Source organism: Bradyrhizobium sp. SZCCT0148 (assembly GCF_018129985.1).
Lineage (GTDB): Bacteria > Pseudomonadota > Alphaproteobacteria > Rhizobiales > Xanthobacteraceae > Bradyrhizobium > Bradyrhizobium japonicum_H.
In genome coordinates this window covers 57,855-82,847 of record NZ_JAFCKT010000018.1, presented here as the reverse complement: position 1 = coordinate 82,847, position 24,993 = coordinate 57,855, and the positions used below count along the sequence as shown (strand labels likewise).

The 24,993-nt window shown below is 64.5% G+C and carries 25 protein-coding genes and 1 tRNA gene; 9 read left to right on the top strand and 17 right to left on the bottom strand.

Features of this window, described 5'->3' with window-relative positions:
* Positions 1-302: 302 nt before the first annotated feature.
* The 4 genes from JQ580_RS30775 to mgtE form a co-directional block, all read right to left on the bottom strand.
* Complete coding sequence (locus tag JQ580_RS30775) at positions 303-1,253, bottom strand: hypothetical protein (RefSeq protein ID WP_212284629.1); 951 nt, start codon at positions 1,251-1,253, stop codon at positions 303-305.
* A 49-nt stretch (positions 1,254-1,302) separates the two neighbouring features.
* Positions 1,303-2,121 (bottom strand): aldo/keto reductase, encoded by an 819-nt coding sequence (locus JQ580_RS30770; RefSeq protein WP_212284627.1) that lies wholly within the window; start codon positions 2,119-2,121, stop codon positions 1,303-1,305.
* Positions 2,122-2,287: 166 nt separating this feature from the next.
* Entirely contained in the window at positions 2,288-2,605 is a 318-nt protein-coding gene (locus JQ580_RS30765; protein ID WP_212284639.1) for a helix-turn-helix domain-containing protein, read from the bottom strand.
* A 202-nt stretch (positions 2,606-2,807) separates the two neighbouring features.
* The gene (mgtE, locus tag JQ580_RS30760) at positions 2,808-4,229 is read right to left on the bottom strand and encodes a magnesium transporter (RefSeq protein ID WP_212284625.1); all 1,422 of its coding nucleotides are present in this window, start codon (positions 4,227-4,229) and stop codon (positions 2,808-2,810) included.
* A gap of 115 nt (positions 4,230-4,344) precedes the next feature.
* On the opposite strand from mgtE, the gene JQ580_RS30755 reads away from it, so the two are divergent.
* Together JQ580_RS30755 and JQ580_RS30750 are read left to right on the top strand one after the other, a co-directional pair.
* Complete coding sequence (locus JQ580_RS30755) at positions 4,345-5,115, top strand: polysaccharide deacetylase family protein (RefSeq protein ID WP_212284623.1); 771 nt, start codon at positions 4,345-4,347, stop codon at positions 5,113-5,115.
* Between the two features lie 177 nt (positions 5,116-5,292).
* Positions 5,293-6,564: a polysaccharide deacetylase family protein gene (locus tag JQ580_RS30750; RefSeq protein WP_212284621.1), complete on the top strand. Its 1,272-nt coding sequence runs from the start codon at positions 5,293-5,295 to the stop codon at positions 6,562-6,564.
* Between the two features lie 4 nt (positions 6,565-6,568).
* Here JQ580_RS30750 and JQ580_RS30745 read toward each other — a convergent pair whose 3' ends face one another.
* Positions 6,569-6,943, bottom strand: coding sequence for a hypothetical protein (locus tag JQ580_RS30745; RefSeq protein ID WP_212284619.1), 375 nt, complete (start codon positions 6,941-6,943; stop codon positions 6,569-6,571).
* Between the two features lie 260 nt (positions 6,944-7,203).
* Between JQ580_RS30745 and JQ580_RS30740 the strand changes: the two genes are divergently transcribed.
* Complete coding sequence (locus JQ580_RS30740) at positions 7,204-7,461, top strand: hypothetical protein (protein WP_212284617.1); 258 nt, start codon at positions 7,204-7,206, stop codon at positions 7,459-7,461.
* A gap of 34 nt (positions 7,462-7,495) precedes the next feature.
* On the opposite strand, the gene JQ580_RS30735 is transcribed toward JQ580_RS30740, so the two are convergent.
* Positions 7,496-8,764 carry an ABC transporter substrate-binding protein gene (locus JQ580_RS30735; RefSeq protein ID WP_249134561.1) on the bottom strand — a complete coding sequence of 423 codons (1,269 nt, stop codon included), beginning with the start codon at positions 8,762-8,764 and terminating at the stop codon, positions 7,496-7,498.
* 110 nt (positions 8,765-8,874) lie between these two features.
* Positions 8,875-9,561 carry a DJ-1/PfpI family protein gene (locus JQ580_RS30730; RefSeq protein ID WP_212284615.1) on the bottom strand — a complete coding sequence of 229 codons (687 nt, stop codon included), beginning with the start codon at positions 9,559-9,561 and terminating at the stop codon, positions 8,875-8,877.
* A gap of 91 nt (positions 9,562-9,652) precedes the next feature.
* On the opposite strand from JQ580_RS30730, the gene JQ580_RS30725 reads away from it, so the two are divergent.
* Positions 9,653-10,612 carry a GlxA family transcriptional regulator gene (locus JQ580_RS30725; protein WP_212284613.1) on the top strand — a complete coding sequence of 320 codons (960 nt, stop codon included), beginning with the start codon at positions 9,653-9,655 and terminating at the stop codon, positions 10,610-10,612.
* Positions 10,613-10,700: 88 nt separating this feature from the next.
* Here the strand turns inward: JQ580_RS30725 and JQ580_RS30720 are convergent, their stop codons facing one another.
* Positions 10,701-10,901: a hypothetical protein gene (locus JQ580_RS30720; protein ID WP_212284612.1), complete on the bottom strand. Its 201-nt coding sequence runs from the start codon at positions 10,899-10,901 to the stop codon at positions 10,701-10,703.
* 2 nt (positions 10,902-10,903) lie between these two features.
* The gene (locus JQ580_RS30715) at positions 10,904-11,110 is read right to left on the bottom strand and encodes a hypothetical protein (protein WP_212284635.1); all 207 of its coding nucleotides are present in this window, start codon (positions 11,108-11,110) and stop codon (positions 10,904-10,906) included.
* Between the two features lie 289 nt (positions 11,111-11,399).
* Between JQ580_RS30715 and JQ580_RS30710 the strand changes: the two genes are divergently transcribed.
* Positions 11,400-11,960 carry a hypothetical protein gene (locus tag JQ580_RS30710; protein ID WP_212284641.1) on the top strand — a complete coding sequence of 187 codons (561 nt, stop codon included), beginning with the start codon at positions 11,400-11,402 and terminating at the stop codon, positions 11,958-11,960.
* A gap of 58 nt (positions 11,961-12,018) precedes the next feature.
* Here JQ580_RS30710 and JQ580_RS30705 read toward each other — a convergent pair whose 3' ends face one another.
* From JQ580_RS30705 to JQ580_RS30690, 4 genes are all read right to left on the bottom strand, one after another.
* On the bottom strand, positions 12,019-12,768 hold the full coding sequence (locus tag JQ580_RS30705) for a Crp/Fnr family transcriptional regulator (protein WP_212284610.1): 750 nt from the start codon (positions 12,766-12,768) through the stop codon (positions 12,019-12,021).
* Positions 12,768-15,935 carry a CheR family methyltransferase gene (locus tag JQ580_RS30700; RefSeq protein WP_212284608.1) on the bottom strand — a complete coding sequence of 1,056 codons (3,168 nt, stop codon included), beginning with the start codon at positions 15,933-15,935 and terminating at the stop codon, positions 12,768-12,770. Before JQ580_RS30700 ends, JQ580_RS30705 begins: the two co-directional genes overlap by 1 nt.
* A 297-nt stretch (positions 15,936-16,232) precedes the next feature.
* Entirely contained in the window at positions 16,233-16,499 is a 267-nt protein-coding gene (locus JQ580_RS30695; protein ID WP_212284606.1) for a hypothetical protein, read from the bottom strand.
* A 10-nt stretch (positions 16,500-16,509) separates the two neighbouring features.
* A complete protein-coding gene (locus JQ580_RS30690) occupies positions 16,510-17,517 on the bottom strand; it encodes a chemotaxis protein CheB (RefSeq protein ID WP_212284604.1) in 1,008 nt (335 codons plus the stop codon).
* A 93-nt stretch (positions 17,518-17,610) separates the two neighbouring features.
* Here JQ580_RS30690 and JQ580_RS30685 point away from each other — a divergent pair, with 93 nt between their 5' ends.
* Complete coding sequence (locus JQ580_RS30685; RefSeq protein ID WP_212284602.1) at positions 17,611-18,009, top strand: response regulator; 399 nt, start codon at positions 17,611-17,613, stop codon at positions 18,007-18,009.
* A gap of 435 nt (positions 18,010-18,444) precedes the next feature.
* On the opposite strand, the gene JQ580_RS30680 is transcribed toward JQ580_RS30685, so the two are convergent.
* Positions 18,445-19,053 carry a cysteine hydrolase family protein gene (locus JQ580_RS30680; RefSeq protein WP_212284600.1) on the bottom strand — a complete coding sequence of 203 codons (609 nt, stop codon included), beginning with the start codon at positions 19,051-19,053 and terminating at the stop codon, positions 18,445-18,447.
* A gap of 40 nt (positions 19,054-19,093) precedes the next feature.
* Complete coding sequence (locus tag JQ580_RS30675; protein ID WP_212284598.1) at positions 19,094-21,415, bottom strand: FdhF/YdeP family oxidoreductase; 2,322 nt, start codon at positions 21,413-21,415, stop codon at positions 19,094-19,096.
* Positions 21,416-21,603: 188 nt separating this feature from the next.
* On the opposite strand from JQ580_RS30675, the gene fdhD reads away from it, so the two are divergent.
* Positions 21,604-22,386 (top strand): formate dehydrogenase accessory sulfurtransferase FdhD, encoded by a 783-nt coding sequence (gene fdhD / locus JQ580_RS30670; protein ID WP_212284633.1) that lies wholly within the window; start codon positions 21,604-21,606, stop codon positions 22,384-22,386.
* Positions 22,387-22,719: 333 nt separating this feature from the next.
* On the opposite strand, the gene JQ580_RS30665 is transcribed toward fdhD, so the two are convergent.
* Both JQ580_RS30665 and JQ580_RS30660 read right to left on the bottom strand, forming a co-directional pair.
* Positions 22,720-22,804 (bottom strand) — tRNA-Leu (locus tag JQ580_RS30665).
* Between the two features lie 182 nt (positions 22,805-22,986).
* Positions 22,987-23,229: a FliM/FliN family flagellar motor switch protein gene (locus JQ580_RS30660; protein ID WP_011088012.1), complete on the bottom strand. Its 243-nt coding sequence runs from the start codon at positions 23,227-23,229 to the stop codon at positions 22,987-22,989.
* A 94-nt stretch (positions 23,230-23,323) separates the two neighbouring features.
* Between JQ580_RS30660 and lipB the strand changes: the two genes are divergently transcribed.
* A complete protein-coding gene (gene lipB, locus JQ580_RS30655) occupies positions 23,324-24,061 on the top strand; it encodes a lipoyl(octanoyl) transferase LipB (RefSeq protein ID WP_212284597.1) in 738 nt (245 codons plus the stop codon).
* A 200-nt stretch (positions 24,062-24,261) separates the two neighbouring features.
* On the top strand, positions 24,262-24,975 hold the full coding sequence (locus JQ580_RS30650; protein ID WP_212284595.1) for a DNA helicase: 714 nt from the start codon (positions 24,262-24,264) through the stop codon (positions 24,973-24,975).
* Positions 24,976-24,993 lie beyond the last annotated feature (18 nt).

Here is a 24,993-nt window from a genome sequence, read left to right as displayed (position 1 = left end):
CGCACGTGGCCTCGGGCTCACAGGGACTACCCGCCCTGCCCGCGCCTCTCGTGCCGACGCTGCCGCGTCCACCGCAAAGCCCGGCTCGCGATCGTGACGACTTCACGTCGCCCCTCTTGGGTGAGCCGGGATGGGCGACACATACGCCGAAACCGAATTTCGGTAAAAGTGGAATATTTTTGCCTCGGCAGATTGACAGAGGCCGACACAGGCAACGGTCAGTAGCCCGGATGAGTGCAGCGACATCCGGAATTCGACGGGCACTGTCCCGGGTATCGCTGCGCTCACCCGGGCTATGGGAGCTACCCGCCGAAATCGCGCGGGCTGAACGGCAGGTCCATGACCTTCCATTCGCTGTACAGATTGGCGGGCAGCATCTTGTAAGGCTGGCAGGTCTGGAGCGCGCTCATGGCGGACTTCATGAGCGCCACGCCTTTCGCGGACGGCGGCGCCTCGATCAGAATCGGCTCGCGCGCCAGCGTGCCGTCGGTCGCGAACACCGTGCGCAACTTGATGCGAACGGCATCGGTGGGGCTTACTCCGGCTGGCAATTTCGCACAGCTGCGCAGATGGCGACGAAGCTCGGCGATGACTTCGGCCGGCAACTTGGCTGCGATCGAATCCTTGGCATCGCCGCCATCGTCCTGGGGGGTTACCTTCGGCAGCTCCGGCGGCAATTCCGGCGGCAGGCCGAGCATGACGCCGTATTTGACGGTGACGTCAGGCTGCGGAGCCTGATAGGCCGGCGGTGGCGCGGATTGGGGTGGCGGTTGCTGCGCCTCTGGCTGCGGCATCGCCTGAGGCTGTGGTTGCGGCTGAGGCTGTTGTTGCTGAGGCTGTTGTTGCTGCGGCGGCTGTTGCTGCTGTGACTGTTGCGGCTGCGCGGCGGCCTCGCGCGGCTTGGGCGTCTGCGCGGGTTGCGGCTGCTTCTGCTGCGCCGGCTGCTGCGACGATTGCGGCGAAGCCGGCGGCTTGTCCACGAGCTTCGACGCTGGGTCTGCCTTGTCGGTGACATCCAGCTTCGGCAACTTGAACTCGGGCTCCGGCGGCTTCTCCTTGGCCGCCTCCTTCATCTCCTGCTGCTTGATCTCCTCCGTCACCTGCTCGGGCGTGACGATGTCGACGGTCACGGTCTCCGGCTGCTGACTGCGAAATGGATGGACCTCGCTGATCACGATGATCAGCGCCACCAGCGTCAGATGCGCGATTGCTGACGCCGCAATGTCCGTCCGTATGATCTTCCGCAGTTCCATCGACCGATCTTGGGTTGCCGTCGCGGTCCTAGCATACCCCAGCCCCCTCTCAATCCCATTTCGGGGCGAAGCCGAAGTCGGTCAGCCGGCCCTTCGGACTGGCGAGCGCGGCGATCCGGCTCATCTCGTCCTCCGACAGCTCGAAATCGAAGATCTCGATGTTCTCGGACAGGCGTTCGACGCGCGACGTGCGCGGGATCGCAGCGACATTCTGTTGCACCAGCCAGCGGAGGCAGACCTGCGCCGGCGATTTGTGGTGGGCGCGTCCGATCTCGGCGAGCGTCTGGTCGGACTTGATGCGCCCCCTGGCGATCGGGCTGTAGGCGACGAGTGCAAGGCCGTGCTGGTCGCAGGCCGCCCTCACCTTCGCCTGGTCGAGATAAGGATGGTATTCGACCTGGTTGCAGACCAGCGGCTCCGGCGACAGCGCGACCGCCTGCTCGATCAGCGCCACGGTGAAATTGGAGACGCCGATGTGACGGGTCAGCCCCATCGTCTTCGCATGCGACAGCGCGCCCAGCGTCTCCGCCAGCGGCACGTGCGAATTGGGCCAGTGCAGCAGCAGCAGATCGACGGAAGGAAGCCGCAAGCGGGCCAGGCTCTCCTTGACCGAGCGCTCGAGATCGTGGGGCGCGAAATGGTTGGTCCAGACCTTGGTGGTGAGGAAGACATCGTCGCGGCGGACGCCCGAGGCGCGCAAGCCGTCGCCAACCTCGCGTTCATTGTTGTAGGCCTGCGCAGTGTCGATGTGGCGATAGCCGAGCCGCAGCGCCTGCTCGACCACGCGCGCGGCAGGTCTTCCGCTCAGCTCCCAGGTCCCGAGCCCGATCGCCGGGATTCGTGCGCCATTGGCCTCGACGAACAGCATGAGGGCTCCCTTCTGGTGCGCAGCCCCTAACGTCCTCAGGCCGCATTATGGACCGGGCCCACGACGCTGCCAACGGAAGGCCGCGGCAGTTCGGCGGGATATTTGCCGCAATGCTAACGGGAGGTTCGCGTCGGGCCTGGCAACTCTCGACGTCAGGGCTTCGGCGTCAGGCTTTGGCGAGCGCCTGGAACACCGTATCCGGGGCGTGTGCGATCACCGCGAGCAGCGCGCGGGCCGGCCCCCGTGGAGCACGCTTGCCCTGCTCCCAGTTGCGGATGGTTTCGACGGGGACGCCGAGCTTGGCGGCGAACTCCATCTGGGTCAGGCAGGCGCGGCGGCGCAAATCGCGTACCGCGAGCGAAGAGGTGTCGGCCGGCGCGGCACTGACCGTGGGCTCGACCGGAGACGGCTGGATCGGAAATTCCTGTCCGTCCCGGATCTCAACGACCCGTCCGTCCGCCTTCAGCCGCAACCGCATGTCCAGTCCCCCAAGCGCGGGCGATGATGCGGCAGGTCGCTTAAGTTCGGATTAAAAGGTCTCGTGCCCCGGACGCGGCGCAGCGCCCCTCTTGGAGTGCTGCGACGCAGAGCGGGGCCCATGCCGCTGCAAGGTGCCGTGTTGCTTTCTGGGTCCCGGTTCTGCGCAGCAAAGCCAAGCGCGTTGCAGCGCGCCCGGGACACGAGACCTACCGCAGTCCGAACCACAACGTCGCAATGCCGAGGAAGGAGAAGAAGCCGACCACATCCGTCACCGTGGTGACGAACGTCCCCGAGGCCACCGCCGGGTCGGCCCTGACGCGTTCGAGCGCCATCGGGATCAGGATGCCGCCGAGCGCGCCGGCGATCAGGTTGCACACCATCGCAAGCCCGATGACGATGCCGAGGCCGGGAATCCTGAACCAGGCCACCGCCGCGATCCCCGTGATCACCGCAAAGGCGAGCCCGTTGACGAGACCGACCATGCCTTCGCGCATGACCACGCGCCAGGCGTTGGACGCGCCGAGCTCGCGCGTCGCCAGCGCCCGCACCGCGACCGTCATCGTCTGGGTGGCGGCATTGCCGCCCTGGCTCGCGACGATCGGCGCCAGCACGGCGAGCGCGACCATCTTCTCCAGCTGCCCCTCGAACAGGCCGAGCACGGAGGACGCCAGGAAAGCGGTGGCGAGATTGACCAGCAGCCAGTTGAACCGCGCGCGTGCAATGGTGAACACGGTGTCGGACAGTTCTTCGTCGCTGGTGACGCCGCCGAGCGCCTTGAGATCCTCTTCCGCCTCCTCCTCGATGACGTCGACGACGTCGTCGACGGTGATGACGCCGACGAGGCGGTCCTGGGTGTCGAGCACGGGAGCCGCGACGAGATTGTACTTGCCGAACATGCGCGCCACCTCCTCCTGGTCCTCCAGGACGGAGACGCGTCGGCGGTCCTCGTCGGTCAATTCGGTGAGCGGCACCGGGCGGCGCGCCCGCAGCAGCACGTCGAGCGAGACTGCACCCTGCCAGTGCTGGTCCTTGTCAACGACGTAGATCTCGTAGAAGCGGTCCGGCAGATCCGGCGTCTCGCGCATGTAGTCGATCGCCTGGCCCACGGTGAAATCCTGGGGCACCGCGATGAACTCGTTCTGCATCCGGCGTCCAGCCGAATTCTCCGGATACAGCAGGCTGCGTTCGAGCGCGACACGCTCCTTGAGTGGCAGCTTCTCGAGGATCTCCTCCTGATCCGCCTGGTCGAGGGTTTCGAGCAGTTCCACCGCGTCGTCGGATTCGAGCTCGCGAACACCTTCCGCGACGGTCTCCGGCGGCAGTTCCTCGAGAATATCCTCGCGCACGCCCTCGTCGAGCTCGTTCAGTGCGGAGAAGTCGAAGTCGCGCCCGGTCAGCTCGACCAGGCGGACCCGGTCGTCGGGCTCGAGCGCGCCGATGAGATCGCCGAGATCGGCCTCGTGCAGCTCGGCGACGCAGGCGCGCAGCGAGGCGCTGTCGCCGGCCTCGATCGCACGGGCGATTTCCTCGACGAATTCGTGCCTGATGTCGCCGTCTTCATTGCGCATCGGCACGTGGTCGAGTACCGAGTCCGCAGCGGTCGGGGCACCGTCCATATGTTCATCCATGGTGCGCCTCGCCGTTTGACAGGTTGGATCTGGTGGTCTGAGCTGACGGTCTGGCAATACCCACAAGGCAAAGCCGAGCGCAATGACAAAGATGCTTCGACTGAGGTGGACCTCAATGTCATCGGGCGCAGCCCTCGCTGCCTTGATCGGTATCGCTTCGGCCGCGGCGGCCGAGTGTCCGCGCAAGGACGCGCTCGGCACCTCGCGCGTGCTGAGCGTCGATGCCAGGACCACGCCGCGCGTGGGCCTGAAGAGCTTTCCGCAGACGCTGCCGCTCGCCGATCGCGAGGTCGTGCTCACCTTCGACGACGGACCGAACCCGCCGACGACGTCGAAGGTGCTGGCGGCGCTGGCGCAGGAATGCGTGCGTGCGACCTTCTTCCTGATCGGCCTGCACGCCAGCCAGCAGCCGGAGATGGTCAAGCGCATCGCCCGCGAGGGCCACACCATCGGCCACCACACCTTCTCGCATCCGTTCATGGCACGGATCCCGTTCGACAAGGCCAAGAGCGAGATCGACCGCGGCATCGCCGCCGACGAGATGGCACTGCACGGCACCTCGACGACGACGCCCTCGACGCCGTTCTTCCGCTTTCCCTATTTCGAGTCGACGCAAGCGCAGCTCGACCTGCTCCAGTCGCGCGGGATCGTGGTGTTCGGCGCCGACCTCTGGGCCAGCGACTGGAACGAGATGACGCCGGAACAGGAACTGAAGCTCGTCACGGAGCGCCTTGCGGCGGCCGGCAAGGGCATCATCCTGTTTCACGACCCCAAGGCGCGGACCGCCGCGATCATGCCGGCCTTCCTGCGGTATCTGAGGGAGAACGGCTATCGCGTCGTCCACATCGTGCCGGCCGGCGCGCAGAAGAGTGCCGATGCGCGCTGATGCCGGAAAGTCACGCCGGCGCAAAATGGGGTGATCCGGGCCCTATTAACACTCCGTTCATGCTACCCCATTCAAATGAATGGGGACTTTGCAACGGGAATTGGTCTTGGCGCCTGAACCGTTTCCTGCTGTCTCCGACCTATGATGGCGGCAATCGCGTATGAGGCAGACGGGTTCATGATCGGAAGTGGCGTTGTCTTGCGGACGCGATCGTGGATCGTCCTTTGCCTCGGGTTCCTGACGGTCGGTGCACCTGCGGCGCTTGCGGCCGACTGTCCCGGCCATCCCGGCGCGCTCGGGACCTCCCGCACTCTCGTGGTCGATCCGCGCGAGCATCCGCGGATCGGGACCATGCAGTACCGCGAGACGCTGCCCCTGAAGGACCATGAGGTCGTCCTGACCTTCGACGACGGTCCTCTTCCGAAATATTCCAATCAGGTCCTCAAGATGCTCGACGACGAGTGCATCAAGGCGACCTTCTTCATCATCGGCAGCCAAGCCAAGGCGAATCCCGAAGGCGTGCGCAAGCTGGTGGCGGCGGGCCACACCGTCGGCACCCACAGCATGACCCATCCGCTGACCTTCGACCGGATGACGGCCGAAAAATTCGAACCCGAGATCAACGGCGGCATCGAGTGGACCTCGGCCGCGATGACCGATCCGTCCAAGCTCGCGCCGTTCTTCCGCATTCCTGGCCTGATGCGCGCCGAGGGCGTCGAGAACTATCTGATCTCTCGCGGCATCCAGGTGTGGAGCGCCGACTTCCCGGCCGACGACTGGCGCCATGTGTCGTCCGACCGCGTCTATCAGCTCGCGATCCAGCGGCTGGAGGCCAAGGGTAAGGGCATTTTGCTGCTGCACGACATCCAGGCCCGCACCGTCGCGGCGCTGCCGAAAATCATCCGCGACCTCAAGGCGCGCGGCTTTCGCATCGTGCACGTGGTGCCCGCGACCGCCGAGCGGCCGGCGACGCCGACGACGCCGGTGGAATGGCTGCTGCACCCGCCGACCGAGACCGTGCCGATCGCGCGCTGGCCTTCCGTTCCTAGCTTCGTGTTCACGCAGACGCGGAAACTTCCGGCGCCCTCGCTCGCGGACCTCAACGCGCAGACCGAGCATCAGTCGCTGCTGCCGCGTCGGACCAAGGGTCAATTCGACGTCGCATCCGCCCTGCCCGTGCCCGGCCGCACCCTGTTTGCGATTCCGGAAGGCTCGGTCGAGGTGCTGCTGTCGACGACATTGTCGCGGCGTGCCGCGGCGCGGCTCGCCATGGCCGCCGAGACGCCGCATGCGGCCAGGGGCAAGACGGCAAAGGGCAAGGTGGCCGCGCCCCAGGGCCGGCGGCACACGGCGCATGCGGCAGCGGCCACGCCAAAGCCTGCCTCGCAGGCCAAGACCGCGACGCCGCGCTCGACCCGTGTCGCCACCAGCGTGAAGAAGCGCGCTTGAGCTCTTACTGCCGCATGATGGCGGCGACGCAGAGCAGCACGATCAGCGCCAGGAAGAACAGGTCCATATAGGATTTGAGTTCGCCGTCGCGGCGCAGCCGGGCAACGTCGGCGATCACCTGCTTGCGCGCGTTCGTTGCTCCGGAACCGTCATTGATCGGGCCCTGAAGGCGCCGCGTCTCCGCTTCCAGCCTCTCGATCTTCTGGAAGAAGTAGAACGCACGCAGCGTTGAGGCGGCGCGCATCGCGGCATAGACCAGCACCAGGATCGCGAGGATCGCCCGATTGGGATACTTCTCCATGAAGTTCAGGCTGAAATAGACCACCGCCATGAACGCGAAGTTGGTGAAGAAGCGATAGACGAAGCTGAGAAAAACCATGCTGGCTCGGGCCTTGAAGGGTACGCAGCCGGATCGTGCTGCGAATGCGGGATCGGGACCCAGACCGGGGGCTGGGTTGAGACGGCCCGTCTACGCCAACTTTGTTTCAACAAAGATACTGCAAGCCGCCGCCTTTTAGCCACAGGCCGCCATAATGCAAGCCCGAGATGCCCCCAACGCAGCGCGCCCGCAACGCCTCAATGGCGATTTGGCGGAAGTCGCGATAGACTGAAGACCGCCGCCACATCCGGGGTCTGCCGATGCCGAAGAAGGGAATCACCGGCCACGACGACTGGGTTCTGACCGAGGCCCTCGCGACCGCCCTGGTCGCGCTGGAGCAGCTCGACCCGAAGCACCGGCCGAACGCGCATATGGACGACATCCGCAAGATGCTCGCGAACGGCAAGGAGCCCGCAGCGGTGAGCCTGCACCTCGCCCAGGCCAAATGCCGCCTGTTCCCCGACCTCGACCCGCTGGAGATCTACCGGGACTACGGCATCGGCGAGGAATATGGCTGACGGGGCCGGCGGCCCGCACTGTCCTTACGTGGTTTCAGTTTCGTGACGCCTTGAGCAGCGGGCATTCGCTCTCGCTCAGCGGCATGAAGGCGTCTGCGGCAGGTATCTTCTCGACGACGTTGTAATAGTCCCAGGGCGTCTTGACGTCCGCGGGCTTCTTGACTTCGACGAGATAGAAATCGTGCACCAGCTTGTTGTCGGCGCGCAGCCGCGCACCGCGGGCGTAGAAATCGTCGACCGGCATCGCGCGCATCTTGTCGAGCACGGCATTGGTCTCGTCCGTTCCGGCTGCCACAGCTGCTCTCAGATATTGTAGGACCGCGGAATAGACGGCAGCCTGCGGCGCGGTCGGCATGGCCTTGTGCAGCTTGTAGAATCTCTCGCCGAACGCGCGCGTCTCGTCGTTCAGGGCCCAGTACCAGGCCGTGACGGTCGTCAGCCCCTTGGCGGTTTCGACGCCCATGGCGTGCACGTCGGTCAGGAACATCAGCTCGGCGACTGGTTTCTGCGTACCGACGTTCATGCCGAACTCGTGCCATTGCTTCATCACGGTCACGAGTTGCTCACCGGCATTGGCAAACGCGACGACCTTGGCCTTCGAGGCCTGGGCTTGCAGCAGGAAGGAGCCGTAATCGGCGTTTCCGAGCGGATGGAAGACGGCACCAAGCGACTTCGCCTTGCCTTCCGCAAGCACGCGCTGGGACACCTCGACCATGTTGCGTCCGAACGCGTAGTCGGCCGCGATGAAGAACCAGCTGTCGTAGCCCTGGGACACCAGCCTGCGAACCGATCCGGAGACGAGATTGTAATTGTCGTGCAGCCACATCAATCCGGTGCGCGAACATTGCTTGCCGCCGATCTCGGTGGTGCCGACCGCCGAATAGATGACGATCTTGTTCTTGTCCCGCGCAATCGACTGGATGGCGAGAGCGACCGCCGAATTGCCGACGTCGGCGACCATGTCGACGCCGTCAACGTCGAACCATTTGCGGACGATCTGGGCGCCGATGTCCGGCTTGTTCTGATGGTCGGCGAAGACGATCTCCACCTTGGTGTCCGGGGTCGCTTTCCGGAAATCCTCGATCGCCAACTTTGCGGCGACGACGGAGCCGGGTCCGGAATTGTCCGACAGCGGCCCGGACTGATCGTTGATGATGCCGAGCTTGATGACCCGGCCGGAGAAATCGGCCGCCGCACTCCGCTCCGCCAGCGCTGCCGACCCCAGCGCCAGGATGAGGCCGAAGCCCATGCGGCAAAGCCAGCCGCGCGACGATTGCAATTCTCCAACACGACAAGGCGCCATTGCCCCCTCCGCTTTGACATCGCGACGGCATTGTCGGCGATGATCGATCGATGTCCCCTCTCCGACGGCGCACCGTGCGCCAGTCGCCGCGGCTGGTCGAAGCTGCCTCGCTATCCCTGCCGCTGCACAGCCTTCCTGACGAACTCCAGCCGCCGCGCCTGCGCGGGCGCAACGCGTTCCTTCATGGCGGCGACGATTGCGGCGGGCGCCGTGTCCGGCGAGCCGGCGGCAAAGGGCGGAGCGGGATTGTATTCCATGCGCAGCTGGATCATCTCCGCCGCGTCTCGGCCTCGCAGCATCGACACCAGGGTGAGTGCGAAATCGATGCCGGCGGTGATGCCGCCGCCGGTCATGCGATTACGGTCGACACAGACCCTTTCCAGCGACAGCTCGGCTCCGAACAACGGCAGCGCATCCCTCGCCGTCCAGTGCGTGGCCGCGCGATATCCCTTCAACAGGCCGGCCGCACCGAGCACGAGAGAACCAGTGCAGACCGAGGTCACGTATGTCGCCCCTTTCTCCTGTTGCCGCAAAAAGGCGAGCACCTCGTCGTCCAGCATCAGCTCGTCAGTTCCGTAGCCGCCGGGAACGCAGATCACATCGAGCTGCGGGCAATCGGCGAAGGTGACGGTCGGCGTCAACGCGATCACGGAATCGCTCGGCACGGGCTCGATGCGTTTCCAGATCAGATGCACCGTCACGTCGGGCAGGCTGGAGAAGACCTGGGCAGGACCAGTGAGATCGAGCTGGGTGACGCGCGGAAAAACCAGAAGACCGATCTGCAATGGGCCCGACATGTCCAACCTCGACAACGCGCTTGACGGTTGCAGCCTGTCATGTTGGCCTTGCGGTCGAAATGGCTTAATTCCCTCAATTCTGGACACGCCCATGATCGGCTTCCTGATCTTTCCCGAATTCCAGTTGCTGGATGCGGCCGGTCCGATCTCCGTGTTCGAGATCGCCAGGCGTCACACGCCGGATGCGCCGCGCGTGATCACAATCGCGACGACGGCGGGCGCCGTGCGCAGTTCGTCGGGCATCGAGATGCTGGCGCGCAATCTGCGATCGGCAAGCTCGGTCACGACGCTGTTCGTCGCCGGTGGAGAGGGTGTGGAGGCTGCCGCGCTCTGCGAGACGACGATCGCCTTCATCCAGCGGCTGGCGAGCCGCGGCGTGCGCATCGCCAGCGTTTGCAACGGCGCCTATCTTCTCGCACAGGCCGGACTGCTGGACGGCCGCTGCGCGACCACACACTGGTCCTGCACCCGCGACTTCATCGGACGCTACCCGAAGGTCAGGCTCGAACCGGACCAGATCTTCATCCGTGACGACCACGTGTGGACGTCGGCCGGCATCACGGCCGGGATCGATCTGGCGCTGGCCATGATCGCACAGGACCACGGCGAGGAGGTCTCGCAAGCGACCGCGCGGCAACTGGTGCTCTATCATCGCCGCAGCGGCGGACAATCGCAGTTCTCGACCTTGCTGGAGCTCAAGACGCCGAACGGCCGCTTCGGCGGCCTTCTCTCATGGGTGCGCGAGAATCTGGATGCGCATCTCACGGTCGAGGCGCTGGCCGAGCGCGCCGGGTTGAGCACCCGGCATTTCGTCCGCTCCTTCACCGCGGAGACAGGATCGACGCCGACCAAGGCGGTCGAGCGCCTGCGGGTCGAGGTGGCGCGCGAGCGGGTGCAGTCCTCCGGAGAGGCCATCGAGCGCGTCGCCGAAACCACAGGGTTTCGCGACCCCGAGCGGATGCGCAGGGCCTTCATCCGCGCATTCGGCCAGCCGCCGCAGTCGCTGCGCCGCTCAGCACGAAGCGCAGGAGAAGCGGCCGGTCGAAGCTAGGGTCACGCCAGACGTCGCGGCATATGAGGTCGGTGTCGTCCGACCAACCCGGGCCCAGACGCGCGGTTCCTGCTCCAGTGCGACGGCTCTATTGGCGGACGACTCCGCCCGGCGACTCGAATTGTGCGATCCGCTGGTCCAGCCGCCACAGCTCGATGCGGTGGACCAGAACGAGCGACGCGGCTTCGCGCTTGGCCTGCTCGTCATCATCGCAGACGAGATTGATGCATCCGAATACGTGCCCGTCCGGATCGATCTGGAACGCGCGATAATGCTTGAAACTCCCCATGATCATCCGTCGCGTCTTGGATAGACCGGCGCGCTCAGCCAGTCCGTGAGGTTCGAGGTCGCTTCGTTCTGCTTGGCACGCTGCAACAGCATCTCGCGTTCACTGCCAGGCGGCAGGCTGAGCGCGCGCTCGCGGGCGTTTTCGGCAAAGGCGGCCAATCGCTCCTGGAGCGATTGGGTCTGTTTCTTGCGGTTGCGCTTGGTGGTCATTGCTTTCACGATGATTTCGGTTGGACAGAAATGGCCCCGGCGGGGGTCATCTGGCGCCGGGGCCCAGCTTCTCTTCGCTCTATGGCTTGCCGGATGGGGCGGCCCAGTCCGGCAATGCTTCCAGCTTCGGTCTCGATGGCGGGTTCCGGCATTTCAATAAGTTAAGGCGGCAGGATTTTGCGCGGAGACGGCGTCACCCCAATCTCGGTGCCCTTCCTCACGACAATCGATTGCGCCGGAACCGAATTGGCGAAGGCGGCTGGTCGACGGTAACACGCCGACCGGCGTGATGAGCATCAAGCTCCAGCGCCCCGTTTCGGCCATCGCAGCAAATCCCATTGTGAAGAAGTTTCGCTACGGCCGGTCAATCGCTCGCCGTACAACCGGCGACCGAAAGCCGCGGAGCGTCGGTAGGCGCTGGGGCCTCGGCGACGGCCATGAATCGAAGCGAGTTCGCCTCATTCAGTCTTTGAATCTTGTCGTCTCGGGTGAGGAAACGCCTTTCGGAGCGTTCCCTCCACGGCATCCAATAATCAGCTGGCGCTTTCGCTGTTTCGGGCGCAAGCTTCATTCATCACCGCCCGGACCTCGGCCTTTATCGGTGATGAGAACGCCTGTTGCGCTTTCGCCCCTTGTGCAGAGGAAGAAGCGCGCCATGACAGGCAGACACTTGCACCATTATTTGATGTCAACCCACCAGGTCGCCAGGCTGATCGCGGACACGCGCGAACTGATGGCCCGCTCGATGGCATTGCTCAAATCAACCCCGGTGCCCGACTCGTTCGTGGGCCGTCGTACCCATGAGCCGTTTCCCCGGGAAGAAGATCTGCCCTCGACGACCGACAAGTGAGCACATCCTCGGCAGGCCCGTGCACGCTTCGGCGCTTGCAGGCCGGGCCGACAGAACGTCACGAACCACGCCGATAGAGTTGAAGATAGTTCGGCGAGTACAACGCCGTGTTCTTGAGCGCATCGAGATCGTTGATGGTCAGCACACGGTCGCGCAGCACGATCAAGCCGGACGCGCGCATCTCCTGCAGGGTGCGGTTGAGATGGACCACCGACAGCCCGGTGGCGTCTGCCAGATCCATCTGCGTGATGGGCATGATACAGGACTTTCCGTTGATCATCCCGACGGGGCGAAGCCGCTCGACGATCTCGCAGAACAGATGCGCCACGCGCTCCAGCGCGACGCGGCGACCAAGATTGACCGCCCATTCGCGTTGGATGGCGATGTTCACGAGAGTCTCGCACCAGAACGCCTCGGCGAGCGTGCTGTCGGCCGCAATCAGGCTCTCGAACCGCGCGCGCTTGATGTCGGAATAGACTGCTGGCGTCAGCGTCGCGATCGAATGGTCGATAGTCGACAGCAGGAACGCATATGCGTCGCAGCTCTCCCCGGGAAACAGGAAATTGACGATCTGACGCCTGCCGTCCTCGAGCGTCTTGTACCGGCACAGCCAGCCCGACAGGACGATTCGAATGCTGTCGACAGGATCGCCCTCCGAGATCACGTCCTCGCCCGAGCCCGCGCTCTGTAACCCTTCGAGGATCGCGGACTCGAGCGATGAACGCGCTTCGACCGACAGGCGCCTCAGCGCGTTCAGCCGGCGAATGACCGGCTCTACCAGATTGCGATCGGACATCGACAACGCCATCAGCCAGCCACTACCGGGGTATGGAATGCGCGCCTGCTGAGGGGTAAAGTGATCGTGCATCGAAGCCCCGCAGGGTTGAATGCCAGATCGGTCTGCCCCTTGAACTCGAATGCCAGTGTGCGCTCCAGAAGCTCCGTGCCAAACCCCCTTCGCTGCGGCGGCTTGACCGGCGGCCCGCCCCACTCGCGCCATTCGAACACCAGCTCGGCGGGCGCCGTGCCTTCATCGAGGCGCCATGAGATTTCAACACGGCCGCTCGGCTGGCTCAAGGCTCCGTATTTCACCGCGTTGGTCGCGAGCTCGTGGATCGCGAGCGCAAAAGTCTCCGCGGCCTTGGGCTGGAAGCGCATCTTCGGCCCCGAAACCCGCATCTGTTCGCCCTCGCGGGCGTTGTAAGCTGACAGCTCCTCGATCACGAGATATTCGAGATCGACGCCGCCGTCGGGATCGCGGGTCACCATCGCCTGGGTGCGGGCGAATGCGTTGAGCCGGCCGTCGAGATGCGAGGCGTATTCCTCTACCGTGGTGCTTGACTCCGCCGAGCGGCGGGCAATCGAGCGCACCACCCCGAGCGTGTTACGGACGCGATGCTGCAGCTCGGCCAACAGCAGCCGCTGCCGCTCCTCGGCGCGCGTGATGGCCGTGACGTCGATGAAGGAGACGACCACGCCGGCGATGAAATTGTCGGTGCTGCGATAGGGCAAGATACGCACGATGTAGCGCGTGCCGCCGCCCGGCGTGCTCAATTCGCGCTCGACACTCGCGAGCGTGCGCAGCACGCGGCGGACGTCCTCGAAAAGCTCCTCGATCGGGATGCGCGCCTTGATGTGGGCAATGGGACGACCGGTGTCGGTCTCGACAAGATGCAGGATCTGGGTGATTGACGGCGTGAAGTTCATCACGCGAAGATCGTTGTCCAGGAACACGGTCGCGATCTCGGTGCTCTCGAAGAAATTCTTGAGATCGCTGGTGGCGCGCGTCAGCTCCTGGACACGATGCGCCAATTCGCCGTTGACGGTGGTCAGCTCCTCGTTGACCGACTGCAGCTCTTCGCGCGAGGTTTCCAGCTCCTCGTTGGCCGATTGCAGCTCCTCGTTCAGCGATTGATACTCCTCGTTGGAGGATTTCAGTTCTTCGTTGGTGCTCTCGAGCTCCTCGATGGTCGCCTGCAGGCGCTCACGCGTGGCGCGCAGCTCGATTTCGAGGCGCTCGACGTGTTCGGTGCGCAGCGAGGAATACGGATTGCCCTGGTCGGCTTCGATGGCGCGGGCCGGGCCGTCCTTGAACAGCACGACAAAATTGCGGCTGCCGGCGCCCTCCTGGATCGGCTCGACGGTAATGTCGACGAGGACGCGCTGGCCATCCTCCCCGAGTTGCACTTGGTCGGCGTGGGCGGCCTCGTTGGCTTCGGCGGCGTGGCTGAGGGCGGCGCGCAGGTCGAGCCGGAGATCGCGGTGCACGAGTTGGAGCAGGTCGAGCGTGGCGGCGCCCGCCGTCGGCTCGATGTAGCGGCCGGTCCGACCGGAGAAATGCAGGATCTGGAAGTCGTCGTCGGTGATGACGTAGGCGGGCGTATAGCGCTCCGCGATGCGCTGCGCGCGACGTTCGAGCCCGACGTCGGGACCGAACGAGCGCACCGCCGCCACCTCGACCGGCGCCCTGCCCGCTGCCGTCGTGATCGGAAATTCCGGCGGCAGCCGCGTCCCGGTCTCCAGCTTCCTGAAGATACGGGCGCGGCGGTCGACCGGGGCGAACAGCTTGGGGTGCCGCGTCACGTTCTCGGAATTGCCGAGAAACAGATAGCGCTCCGGCAGCAGCGCGAAATGAAACAACGGGATCACCCGGTTCTGCAATTCCCCATTGAGGTAGATCAGCAGGTTGCGGCAGGAAATCAGGTCAAGCTTGGAGAACGGCGCGTCCTTGATGACGTTGTGCTGCGAGAAGATGCACATCTCGCGCAATTCCTTGACCACGCAATAGGTGTCGCCCTCGCGCACGAACCAGCGTGCCAGCCGCTCGCTGGTCATGTCCGCCTCGATATTGGTGCGATAGCGGCCGACGCGCGCCGCCGCCAGCGCCCGGCCGTCGATGTCGGTCGCGAAGATCTGGACGTGCGGCGCGGACTCCAGCCCTGCCATATGCTCGCGCAGGAGAATGCCGATCGAATAGGCCTCCTCGCCGGTGGCGCAGCCGAGCACCCAGACGCGGACCTGCTGACCGACGCCCTTGCCCTCGAAGATCTTCGGGATGATCTGGGTTTGCAGCAGCTCGAACTCGCGCTTGTCGCGGAAGAACTCGGTGACGCCGATCAGGAGGTCGTTAAAAAGGTGCTGCGCTTCGTCCTTGTCGCTCCTGAGGAATTCGACATAGGCGGCAATCTCGTCAATCTGGACCACCTGCATGCGCCGCTGCACACGGCGCAGGAAGGTGTTCTGCTTGTAGCCGTGGAAGTCATTGCCGGTCCTGGTGCGCAGGATGTCTGCGATGCGCGACAGCGAGGCTGCCGCCGCCGCGAGCACTTCGTCAAACCCCTGCTTCTCTTCCAGACGCCTGAGATGACGGGCATAGGCCTGGATGTGGTCGGGTATCTGCTCCGGCGGCAGCACATAGTCTGCGATGGCGGCGGGCCTGTTGCTGTCTTGCGGAAAACCTGTCTCTTCCTCGCTCGCGACGCTCTCGGCGATGGCAAGACCGCCGTGATCCTTCAATGTCGCGGTGCCGAGCGTGCCGTCACCGCCGGTGCCGGCGAGGAGGACGCCAATGGATTGCTCGGCGCGTTCTTCGGCCAACGAGACCAGAAAGCTGTCGATCGTGGCGCGCTCGCCGGGCGCCTGCTCGGCCTTGCGGACCGCGAAGCGGTCGCCCTGGATCGTGGTGATCATTGCCGGCGGGCACAAATATATCGTGCCGCCCTCGATCGTGTGGCCGTCGCGGATGTCGGCCACTTTGCCGCCGTGGGAATTTTGCACGGCCTCGCGCAAGCGCGATTCGTCGGAGCCCTCGTGATGCCGAAGCGCCAGCACGACGGCCTGGTCAACCCCGACGGTCAGCTTTGCGAAGAAGCGCTCGATGCTGTTCAGCGCACCCGGCGAGGCGCCCACGCCGATGATCAGCGGGGACTTCGTGTGGCGCTCTCCATCGACCGGCTGGTCGGCGACATCATGCATGGCTCTGGCAGCTTTCGTTTACCGGCGGGGCACAACAGGAACCCGGTCCCTGCAGATAACAGGCATCGACATTACCCCAACAGATCCAAGGCAAAAACGTCCCGAAGCTGTTTTCACCCGAAAGCCCAAGCGTTGTCGGTGTCCGGCGGCAAGGTTTATCCCTCATCGATAGATCGGCCCGGGGCGAGGACCGAAGCGTCCTTGGCAGGCGCCTCATCCTGAAGAGCCCGGCATGACGGGAGTCTCGAAGGATGGCCGCAGCGAAAACCCGCTTTCCGTAGGCGATGGTTCTGCCAACTATCCCGCCGCGACCTCCTGCGCGAGATATTCGACCCGTTGCGCGATCAGGACGCGGTGGCGCTTCCATTCAACCAGAGTCTGCCTGAGCAGGTCGGCCAGCCGTTCGGCCTGACTTGTATCGTAGCCGCAGGCCATCAGTTCGCGTATCCGGTCTTCCTGGTTGCGGATGCGCCGGCGGCCCTCCTCGATGTCCCGGTCGGCCTTGACCAGGAGGTTCTGCTCGGCATCGAGCTGCGCGGCGCGTTCTGCAAGGGAAATAGCCATCGCAGAGCCTTCAAGGCTCCCGCTTGTAAGCCGGGGGCGCGAGCGATTGTAGCACGACGCGCCGGATCATGTCGGCATATTCACGGTACTCAGCCGCCCGCGACTCGTACATCTCGGCAATTGCAAGCCGGCCGCTGCTGCGGCCGTCGGTGGCCATGCGATGCACCAGTTCGGCGCGCTCCTCGATGATGCGCAGCGCGACCCGCATGGCTTCGTCCACCCGCCCCTCCTGCTCCTTGGCGAGCGCATCGGCGGTGTAGGCATGTCCGACCTGACAGCGGAAACGCATGGGGCGCGATTCCTTGACCGCGGACATAACCCCGCCACAGGCCGGGCAGGTCAACGCGACGGGATCGGCCATCGAGATCAGCTTGTCGCTGCCGATGCGGTCGCCCGCCGCGATCGCGACCTCGAGCCCGATCTCGGGTGGAATCGGCAGTGCAGCGCCAGCCAGCGCCCTGGCCAGACCGGAGAGGACATCGCCCATTCCGGCGCCGGGCACGCAGAGATCGACCGTGGTCGCCTCCATGGCGCGCCGCGGCATTTCGTCCGAAATGGCGTCCAAAGGGTCCTGGACCACGGTCATACCGCCGCAGCGCTTGATGGCATTGAGTCCGGCCGCCCCGTCGGACAACAGGCCGCTGAGAAGCACTCCGATCACGTGCGGCCCGTGATGGAGAGCGGCCGAGCGAAACAGGGCGTCGATCGCGGGGCGGACCATGTTCTCGCGCGGCCCGCGCCCGAGAAAAATGCGGTCTTCGGCGAGCAACAAATGGTGGTCAGGCGCACCCAGATAGACGTGGCCGGGCTCGATTTTCATGCCATTCTCGGCCTGACGCACCGGCAGCGGCCCGGCGCTGCTGGCGACGGTCGACAGAATGCCGATACCCTGTGCAGGAATGTGCAGGACGATGAAGACGGCAGCCGGCAAATCGGCCGGAAGACGGCCCAGGATCTGCTTCAGTGGCGCGGTCGCTCCGGCCGAGCCCCCAATGACGATGATGTCGCGGTTGCTCATGGAACCCGATTTGGATTGTGTCGTTTGAAGTGTGCACCAAGGCGCCCCCCTGGCCTTATGTTCCTAAAGCGCAGGAGGGGTATTGGAGGGATCATGACTGCGCCGCCCACGTCGTCCGGTCAGCGCTCACTGCTGACAGGCCGCCGCATCCTCGTGGTCGAAGACGAATATTTCCTCGCTGACGACATCGGCAAGGCGCTGCGCGCGCTCGGCGCGGAAATCGCCGGTCCGGTCGGTCACATCGAGGATGCGGTCACCCTCCTGAACGATGGCGGCATGTTCGATGGCGCGGTGCTCGACGTGAACATTCGCGCCCAATCGATCTTTCCGATCGCCCGCGCGCTGAAGGCGCGTCAGGTGCCCTTCGTGTTCACCACCGGGTATGACAGGCTCAGCATCGACCCGGAATTCCAGGACGTGCAGCTTTGGGAAAAGCCGATCGATATCACGGCCATGGCGCATAATATGGCGAGCCTCGTCAGCGACCGCTGAACGTGACGGCGCACAATTGATCCGCAGTGGCATAGCCTCCCGAACGGCAGGCGAAGCCGAACGGCCGTCAGAGCAGATGCGCGAAGGCGAGCCAGGCAGTCACTGCCAGGCACAAGGCGACGGCGGAGTAAGGTAGCGCGAGGCGCAAGACGGTCAGCCCCTTCCGCGTCAGCTCATCATCATCCGGACCAATGCCGCCAGCATCACGGGAAAACCTGTGATGGCGGTCGCCACAAAGCCCTGTTCGATGCGATCCATCGCCACTGCAGCCACTTCCAAGCCCGCACATTGAACGCTCCGGAACCGCCGCGCATTAGGCTATGTGAATCGGCTACCCTCTTTTTGCCGATCGTCCCATCCGACCGCGCAGGGCCGCTCAGATTGCGACGCCCTCGTTATACGACCTGGCCGTGCCCGGCTCCGCCATTTTGCGGTCTACTCGCGCCAAAACTCCGCCAGTTCTTCCGCGGTTACCAGATCCACCTGGCCATGAAAGCGGGTGCGGTACATCGTCATGAGCGCGTCATGACCGATGTCGGACGAACTGCACAGCGCGTCCTCCACGATGACGATGCGGAATCCGAGATCGACCGCGCTCATGACCGTCGACAGAACGCAGACGTCCGTTTCGGCGCCTGAGACCACGATCGTGCCGACGTTCTTCTCGACCAGCAGGCGCGCAAGGCCGGGATTGCTGAATGCGGAATAAGCCGGCTTGTCGATGACCGATGCCGGCGGCACGAACCGGTGCAGGACCGGCACGAGCTCGAGAGCGGACGCCGGAAGATGCCTGCGGGTCGCCTGATGCCAGTGCCGGAAATAGCTCTGCCATTGTCCGGGCCGATCCTCGGGGTTCTCCGGCGTGACGAAACGTGTGAAAATCGTTCTCGCCTGGCATCGCCCGACGATCGAGATGATCGTCGGCAGGACACGCTCCATCCAGGGCGTCGCCCACAATCCACCAGGGGCGAAGATGTTCTGCATGTCGATGCAGACGTGAACGGCGTCCCTGATTTCGGCAATTTCCGAGGCGCTGTCTCTCATTGTGCTCCGGTCCTGATCGCTTGCGTCACCCGATGACGTGTCACGACGCCGAAATCGACGCTTCTCCGGTCTCGACCATTTCGGGAAGGGTGTCCTTAGACAGGCGCACCGGAATGGATTTGGCCGCCGGAACCTTGCTGCCCTCCGCATAGTGCCAAAGCGGCATCAGCACGTTGCACTCCGGAAAATAACCCGCAATGCTCCTGCGCGGGATGCCATAGGGGACGACCTGAAGTTCGCTCAAGCTGCGCTCGACGCCATCCCCCGCCTCTGTCACCAGTGTGACGGTATCTCCCGATGTCAGGCCGTCATCCTCCATGTCGACAGGGTTCATGAAGACGACATAGCGGCCGCCCGTGATTCCGCGGAAGCGGTCGTCTTCGCTGTAGATCGTCGTATTGAACTGTCCGTCGGCGCGCATCGTCATCAGTTCGTAGATTCCGTCACCCTCCGGGGGCGGCGCAAAGGCCGACTTTGGAACGGTGAAGTTGGCCTTGCCGTTCGGCGTCTTCCACTTCCGCTCGCGGGCCGCCAGCGGCCGCGGAAAGCCGCCGGGCTCGAACATGCGCTTGTTGAAGTCCTTGAACTGGTCGGGATAGGTACGCTCGATCGCGTCCCGGACTTTCGAATAATCGCCGACCCATGCGTCCCAATCGAGCTTCGGATTGGGCTTCAAGGTCGCCTTGGCCAGCGCGGCGACGATCGCCGGCTCGGACAGAAGATGTTCGGCGACGGGCTTGCGCTGACCGCGAGAGCCGTGGATGCAGGCCGTCGAATCCTCCATCGACACCGCTTGCTCGCCGCTGTCCTGCCGGTCGATCTCGATCCGGCCGAGGCACGGCAGGAGATAAGTCACCTCGCCCGGCACGAGGTGCGTGCGGTTCAGCTTGGTCGCGATCTGCACGGACAAGCGAAGCCCGGACCATGCGGGCTCCATCAATGACCGCTCCGGGACGGCGCGCAGAAAATTGCCACCGAGCCCAACGAAGCCGCGAATGCTGCCTTTCAGAATACCATCGCAGGCATCGACGGTGGACAGCCCTTCCCACCGCGGCGGTTCGAAATCATAGAGCTCGGCGAGCTTGTCGAGCGGCACCAGCTTGGTCTTCTCGGAGATGCCGACGGTGCGCTGGCCCTGGACGTTGGAGTGGCCGCGGATCGGCGAAATCCCCGCGCCGGGCTTGCCGATATTGCCGCGGAGGAGCAGCAGGTTGACGATCATCTTCGCCGTCTCGACGCCGTGCTTGTGCTGGGTGATACCCATGCCGTAATTGGCGATCACGGCGTTGGCGTCCATGTAGCTATTTGCGGCCTCGCGCAGGGCTATCCGGGTGAGACCCGACGCCCGCTCGATCTCAACCCAATCCTGCGCCCGGCAAAAGGCAGCGAATTCCTCGAAGCCCGCTGTGTGGTCTTCAATGAACGCGACATCGACGATACGCGCTGCTCCGTTGTCGCGGGCGAGGTCGTCGGCCTCGATCACCCATTTGCAGATCCCGGTGATGGCGGCCGCATCGCCGCCGACCCGCACCTGATAATATTGCGAGCTGATGCGCGTGCCGCCGGCAAGCATCTGCACCGGATTTTGCGGGTTGACGAAGCGCTCCAGGCCACGCTCGCGCAACGGATTGAATGTAATGATCGGCACCCCGCGCTGTGCCGCCTCCTGCAAGGGATGCAGCATGCGCGGTGCATTCGTGGTGGTGTTGTGCCCGAAAAAGAAGATGCAATCGGTGACGTCGAAATCCTCCAGCCTGACCGTGCCGACAGGAACTCCGATCACCTCCGGCAATGCCACCGACGTGCTCTCGTGGCACATGTTCGAACTGTCGGGAAAATTGTTGGTCCCGTACATGCGGCCGAACAACTGGTACATATAGCTGGTTTCGAGCGACGCACGGCCGGACGTGTACATGACGACCGAGCGGGGATCGAGCCGGTTCAGCTCGGCGCCGATGTCACGGAAAGCCTCTTCCCAGGCGACGGGCATGTATTTGTCGCTGGCGCTGTCGTAGCGCATCGGCGTGGTCAGGCGTCCCTTCTCCTCCAACTGATGATCCGACCAGGTTCGCAGCTCAGCCAATGTATGTTGCGCAAAGAATTCCGGCGTCACGGTCTTGTTGGTGACTTCCCAGGCGGTCGCCTTGGCGCCGTTCTCGCAGAACTCGAACGGCCGCGGCTTGGCCGGCTTGGCCCAGGAACAGCTCACGCACATGAATCCGCCGGGCTTGTTCTGCTTGAGCAGCATCTCGCTGCCGAGGATCGCGACCTCCTCCTGCGTCAGGATTTGAGCCACGGCACTGAGAGAGCCCCAGCCACCGGCGGGAGAATCATAGGTCTCGACTTTTGCCTTTTGCCGCATGACGCATCCTTCGATCGCAGACCACACACCCAGCGCCTGCACCCAAAACCCGAGGCCATCGCAAGTTCCAAAGCATTCGGAACCTTGCCTCGGCTCGCGCGTCATGACTCGTTCCTGGAACGCAATCCATGCATGGCAATCAACTCGACGTATGCGATAGCGCATCCGCCCCTCCCGCCTCGGTCGCGATGCCTCGGCTCACGTCGAGCGGCGCGCAGGATGCGCGCATGGTGGCAGAGGAATGCCCCGTCGCACTCGTCTATGATGGCACCACCGCCGCAGTGCTGATGGCGACTCCTGCCAATCTGCCTGACCTGGCCCGTGGCTTCAGCCTCACGGAGGGAATCATTGGTGACATCGGCGAGATCGAGGAACTCACCGTCGTCCCGGGTCCCGACGGCATCGAACTTCGGCTATGGCTGCGACCGGACGCCGGTCGGCGGCTGAAGGAGCGACGGCGGCTGCTGGTGGGGCCGACCGGCTGCGGGCTGTGCGGCATCGACAGTTTGCGCGAGGCCGGCCGGATCGTTCGACCCGTCGAGCACCCGGCCTGCCTTTCGCCCGAACAGATCGGCATGGCGATTGCCGCTCTCACGGAGTCGCAGATTCTCAATCACGAGACCCACGCCACCCATGCGGCAGGTTTCTTTCAACCGGGCAGCAAATCCATGATGGTTCGCGAGGACGTGGGTCGCCACAACGCGCTCGACAAGCTCGCCGGCGCACTCGCCGTCGAGGGACTGGCCGGGTGCGCTGGCGCCATCATCCTCACGAGCCGGATATCGGTCGAGATGGTGCAGAAGACGGCAGCGATCGGCGCGGGACTTGTCGTCGGCATGTCGGCGCCGACCGCACTCGCCATACGAACAGCTGAGGCGAGTGGTATCGCGCTCGTCGGTATCGCTCGGGGAGACGCATTCGAGATCTTCAGTCATCCGGAGCGGATCACCGCCTCTAGGAGACTGCGGTAGGCGCCGCGTCGACGAGAGCATACTTCGCGCACGCCTGGACGGCGGCCTGGTCCCGGGCAAGCCGGCCATGATCGTCACGGAGTGGGCGAAGCTTGCCGACCCGTTTCCAGTCTGGCGGCGCGAGGGAAGCCGTAAAAGCGCGAATGACCAAAATCGTCGCTTCGCCTTCAAATCAGAACGCGAGCGGCAGCGCCTCATCCGCGAGGCGCGTGCGATCTGCGACGGCAATTTCACGTCGGACGTCCCTGGCTGCGGCTGCGCGCAGGATCGGTCGGGTCAATCGGCGGCGCACGGGGCGACCGCCGTAATTCAGTCCAAAAACGATCAGATGAGTGGTGCGCTCGGAGGGACTCGAACCCCCACGACTTTCATCACTGCCACCTCAAGGCAGCGCGTCTACCAATTCCGCCACGAGCGCTTTGGGGATGCCGGCTTGAGGCCTGAAGGGCCAGCCGGATCAACGGCGCCGATCTAACAAATCCATCAAAGGGGTACAAGCCTGCAAACGCCCCGAATTCCACAGCTTTGCAGGAAAGTTCCGGGCCTTGCCCCGAATCGGCCTTTGCTGCGGGCTCAGGCCGCGGTCGGGGTCCCGGGCCGCTACCGCGTGCCCGGCGTTCGCGGCAGCATCTGCTTGACCTCGACAGCGATCCGGTTGCGGTCGACCAGCACAACGCCGGAGGCGACAGGCAGATTGTTGGCCAAAACCTTGACCTCGTCGGCCTCGGTTGCGTCCAGCTCGATGATGGCGCCGCGGGAAAGACGTAATACCTGATGGATCGGCATGGTGGTCGTCCCGAGGACGACCATGAGATCCACGGTGACTTTATCGAGAGTGGGCACTGTCTGGACCGCCGCAACAGGGACTAAGGACCAAGGACTTCGGACAAGGACTTGGCATTTGCGCCTGTAATGATCACCACGTTATGGTTAGCCAATGGTTAATTTACCCCAAAACCCGCGCCAAGAGCTGGATTTGACGTCGTTTTCGGCGTCCTCCGGCCAACCCGTGGAGTGGCGAATCTCGGACGCGCCGGTGTCCTATCCGGAGGCTGTGGCCGCCATGGAAGCCCGGGTCGCCGCCATTGCTGCGGGCGAGGCCCCAGAACTGGTCTGGCTGCTCGAACACCCCCCGCTCTACACCTCCGGCACCTCGGGCAAGGAAGGCGACCTGCGCGATCCCCGCTTCCCGATCTTCGCCACCGGGCGCGGCGGCCAGCTCACCTATCACGGGCCCGGCCAGCGGGTGGCCTATATCATGCTCGACCTCAAGCGCCGCCGGCCGGACGTCCGGGCCTATGTCGCGAGCCTGGAGGAGCTGATTCTGCGCACGCTCGCCGCCTTCAACGTCCGCGGCGAACGGCGCGAGGACCGGGTCGGCGTCTGGGTGAAACGGCCCGACAAGGGGGCCGATCACGAGGACAAGATCGCGGCGATCGGCGTGCGGCTGAAGCGCTGGGTTTCGTTCCACGGCATCGCCATCAATGTCGAGCCGGAGCTGTCGCATTTCGCCGGCATCGTGCCGTGCGGGGTGGTCGATCCCCGCTATGGCGTCACCTCGCTGGTCGATCTCGGCCAGCTCGTGACCATGGCCGACATCGACATCGCGCTTCGGCAGGCGTTCGAGGAGCTGTTCGGGCCGACAAGAGCGTTGGTGCCGGAAGCAGCCCTCTAGCATTTTTTCTGTTCGAGCCCGACTGCGCCTGTTCTCCGCCGTGCGCGGAATCAGTTACGCTTGTGTCCGGCGCCGCCCACGCCTCCCCCCTCCGCCGGGAAAGCAGAATTCATGTCGGGCGACTGAACCATCGGACCGACTGTTCGAGCGCCAGGCATAAGGAGGGATTGCGCTTTCTGCTCGCATGGGAGGTTTTGACGATGAGATTGTCTGCACCCGTCTACCATCTGAAGCGCAAGGCCAAGCGCCTGTCCCGCGAGGAAGGCATTCCGTTGCACGATGCACTTGACCGCATCGCAACGACGGAAGGGTTTTCCGCCTGGAGCATGCTCGCGGCAAGAGCCGCTGCCATCACGCCGGCCAACAGGCTGTTTCCGCAATTCCGGCCGGGCGATCTGGTGCTGGTCGGCGCGCGGCCCGGCCAGGGCAAGACGCTGATGAGCCTCGAACTTGCCGTGGAGGCCATGCGCTCGGGCCATCGCGCGGCGTTCTTCTCGCTCGAATACACCGAGAAGGACGTGCTGGATCGCTTGCGCGCAATCGGCGTGGAGCCGGCGCAATTCGACGAACTCTTCGCGGTCGATTGCTCCGACGCCATCAGCGCCGACTACGTCGTCAAGGAGATGGCCGCGGCGCCACGCGGCACGGTCGTGGTGATCGACTATCTGCAACTGCTCGACCAGCGGCGGGAAAACCCCGACCTCTCCGTGCAGGTCCGTGCGCTGAAATCCTTCGCCCGCGACAAGGGTCTGGTCGTCGTGTTCATCGCGCAGATCGACCGGTCCTATGATCCCGCGGTCAAGCCCTGCCCCGATCTGGCCGATGTCCGCCTGCCAAATCCGCTGGACTTAAAGCTATTCGACAAGGCCTGCTTCCTGAACAAGTCCGAAGTCCGGTTCCAGGCCGCAAGCTGAAAGTCAGGCCGCGGGTGA

Coding starts and splice junctions, on each gene's coding strand:
- JQ580_RS30775 (WP_212284629.1), bottom strand. CDS start 1,253: ATGGAACTGCGGAAGATCATACGGACGGACATTGCGGCGTCAGCAATC.
- JQ580_RS30770 (WP_212284627.1), bottom strand. CDS start 2,121: ATGCTGTTCGTCGAGGCCAATGGCGCACGAATCCCGGCGATCGGGCTC.
- mgtE (WP_212284625.1), bottom strand. CDS start 4,229: ATGGATGAACATATGGACGGTGCCCCGACCGCTGCGGACTCGGTACTC.
- JQ580_RS30755 (WP_212284623.1), top strand. CDS start 4,345: ATGTCATCGGGCGCAGCCCTCGCTGCCTTGATCGGTATCGCTTCGGCC.
- JQ580_RS30750 (WP_212284621.1), top strand. CDS start 5,293: ATGATCGGAAGTGGCGTTGTCTTGCGGACGCGATCGTGGATCGTCCTT.
- JQ580_RS30745 (WP_212284619.1), bottom strand. CDS start 6,943: ATGGTTTTTCTCAGCTTCGTCTATCGCTTCTTCACCAACTTCGCGTTC.
- JQ580_RS30740 (WP_212284617.1), top strand. CDS start 7,204: ATGCCGAAGAAGGGAATCACCGGCCACGACGACTGGGTTCTGACCGAG.
- JQ580_RS30735 (WP_249134561.1), bottom strand. CDS start 8,764: ATGGCGCCTTGTCGTGTTGGAGAATTGCAATCGTCGCGCGGCTGGCTT.
- JQ580_RS30730 (WP_212284615.1), bottom strand. CDS start 9,561: ATGTCGGGCCCATTGCAGATCGGTCTTCTGGTTTTTCCGCGCGTCACC.
- JQ580_RS30725 (WP_212284613.1), top strand. CDS start 9,653: ATGATCGGCTTCCTGATCTTTCCCGAATTCCAGTTGCTGGATGCGGCC.
- JQ580_RS30720 (WP_212284612.1), bottom strand. CDS start 10,901: ATGGGGAGTTTCAAGCATTATCGCGCGTTCCAGATCGATCCGGACGGG.
- JQ580_RS30715 (WP_212284635.1), bottom strand. CDS start 11,110: ATGACCACCAAGCGCAACCGCAAGAAACAGACCCAATCGCTCCAGGAG.
- JQ580_RS30710 (WP_212284641.1), top strand. CDS start 11,400: ATGAGCATCAAGCTCCAGCGCCCCGTTTCGGCCATCGCAGCAAATCCC.
- JQ580_RS30705 (WP_212284610.1), bottom strand. CDS start 12,768: ATGGCGTTGTCGATGTCCGATCGCAATCTGGTAGAGCCGGTCATTCGC.
- JQ580_RS30700 (WP_212284608.1), bottom strand. CDS start 15,935: ATGCATGATGTCGCCGACCAGCCGGTCGATGGAGAGCGCCACACGAAG.
- JQ580_RS30695 (WP_212284606.1), bottom strand. CDS start 16,499: ATGGCTATTTCCCTTGCAGAACGCGCCGCGCAGCTCGATGCCGAGCAG.
- JQ580_RS30690 (WP_212284604.1), bottom strand. CDS start 17,517: ATGAGCAACCGCGACATCATCGTCATTGGGGGCTCGGCCGGAGCGACC.
- JQ580_RS30685 (WP_212284602.1), top strand. CDS start 17,611: ATGACTGCGCCGCCCACGTCGTCCGGTCAGCGCTCACTGCTGACAGGC.
- JQ580_RS30680 (WP_212284600.1), bottom strand. CDS start 19,053: ATGAGAGACAGCGCCTCGGAAATTGCCGAAATCAGGGACGCCGTTCAC.
- JQ580_RS30675 (WP_212284598.1), bottom strand. CDS start 21,415: ATGCGGCAAAAGGCAAAAGTCGAGACCTATGATTCTCCCGCCGGTGGC.
- fdhD (WP_212284633.1), top strand. CDS start 21,604: ATGCCTCGGCTCACGTCGAGCGGCGCGCAGGATGCGCGCATGGTGGCA.
- lipB (WP_212284597.1), top strand. CDS start 23,324: ATGGTTAATTTACCCCAAAACCCGCGCCAAGAGCTGGATTTGACGTCG.
- JQ580_RS30650 (WP_212284595.1), top strand. CDS start 24,262: ATGAGATTGTCTGCACCCGTCTACCATCTGAAGCGCAAGGCCAAGCGC.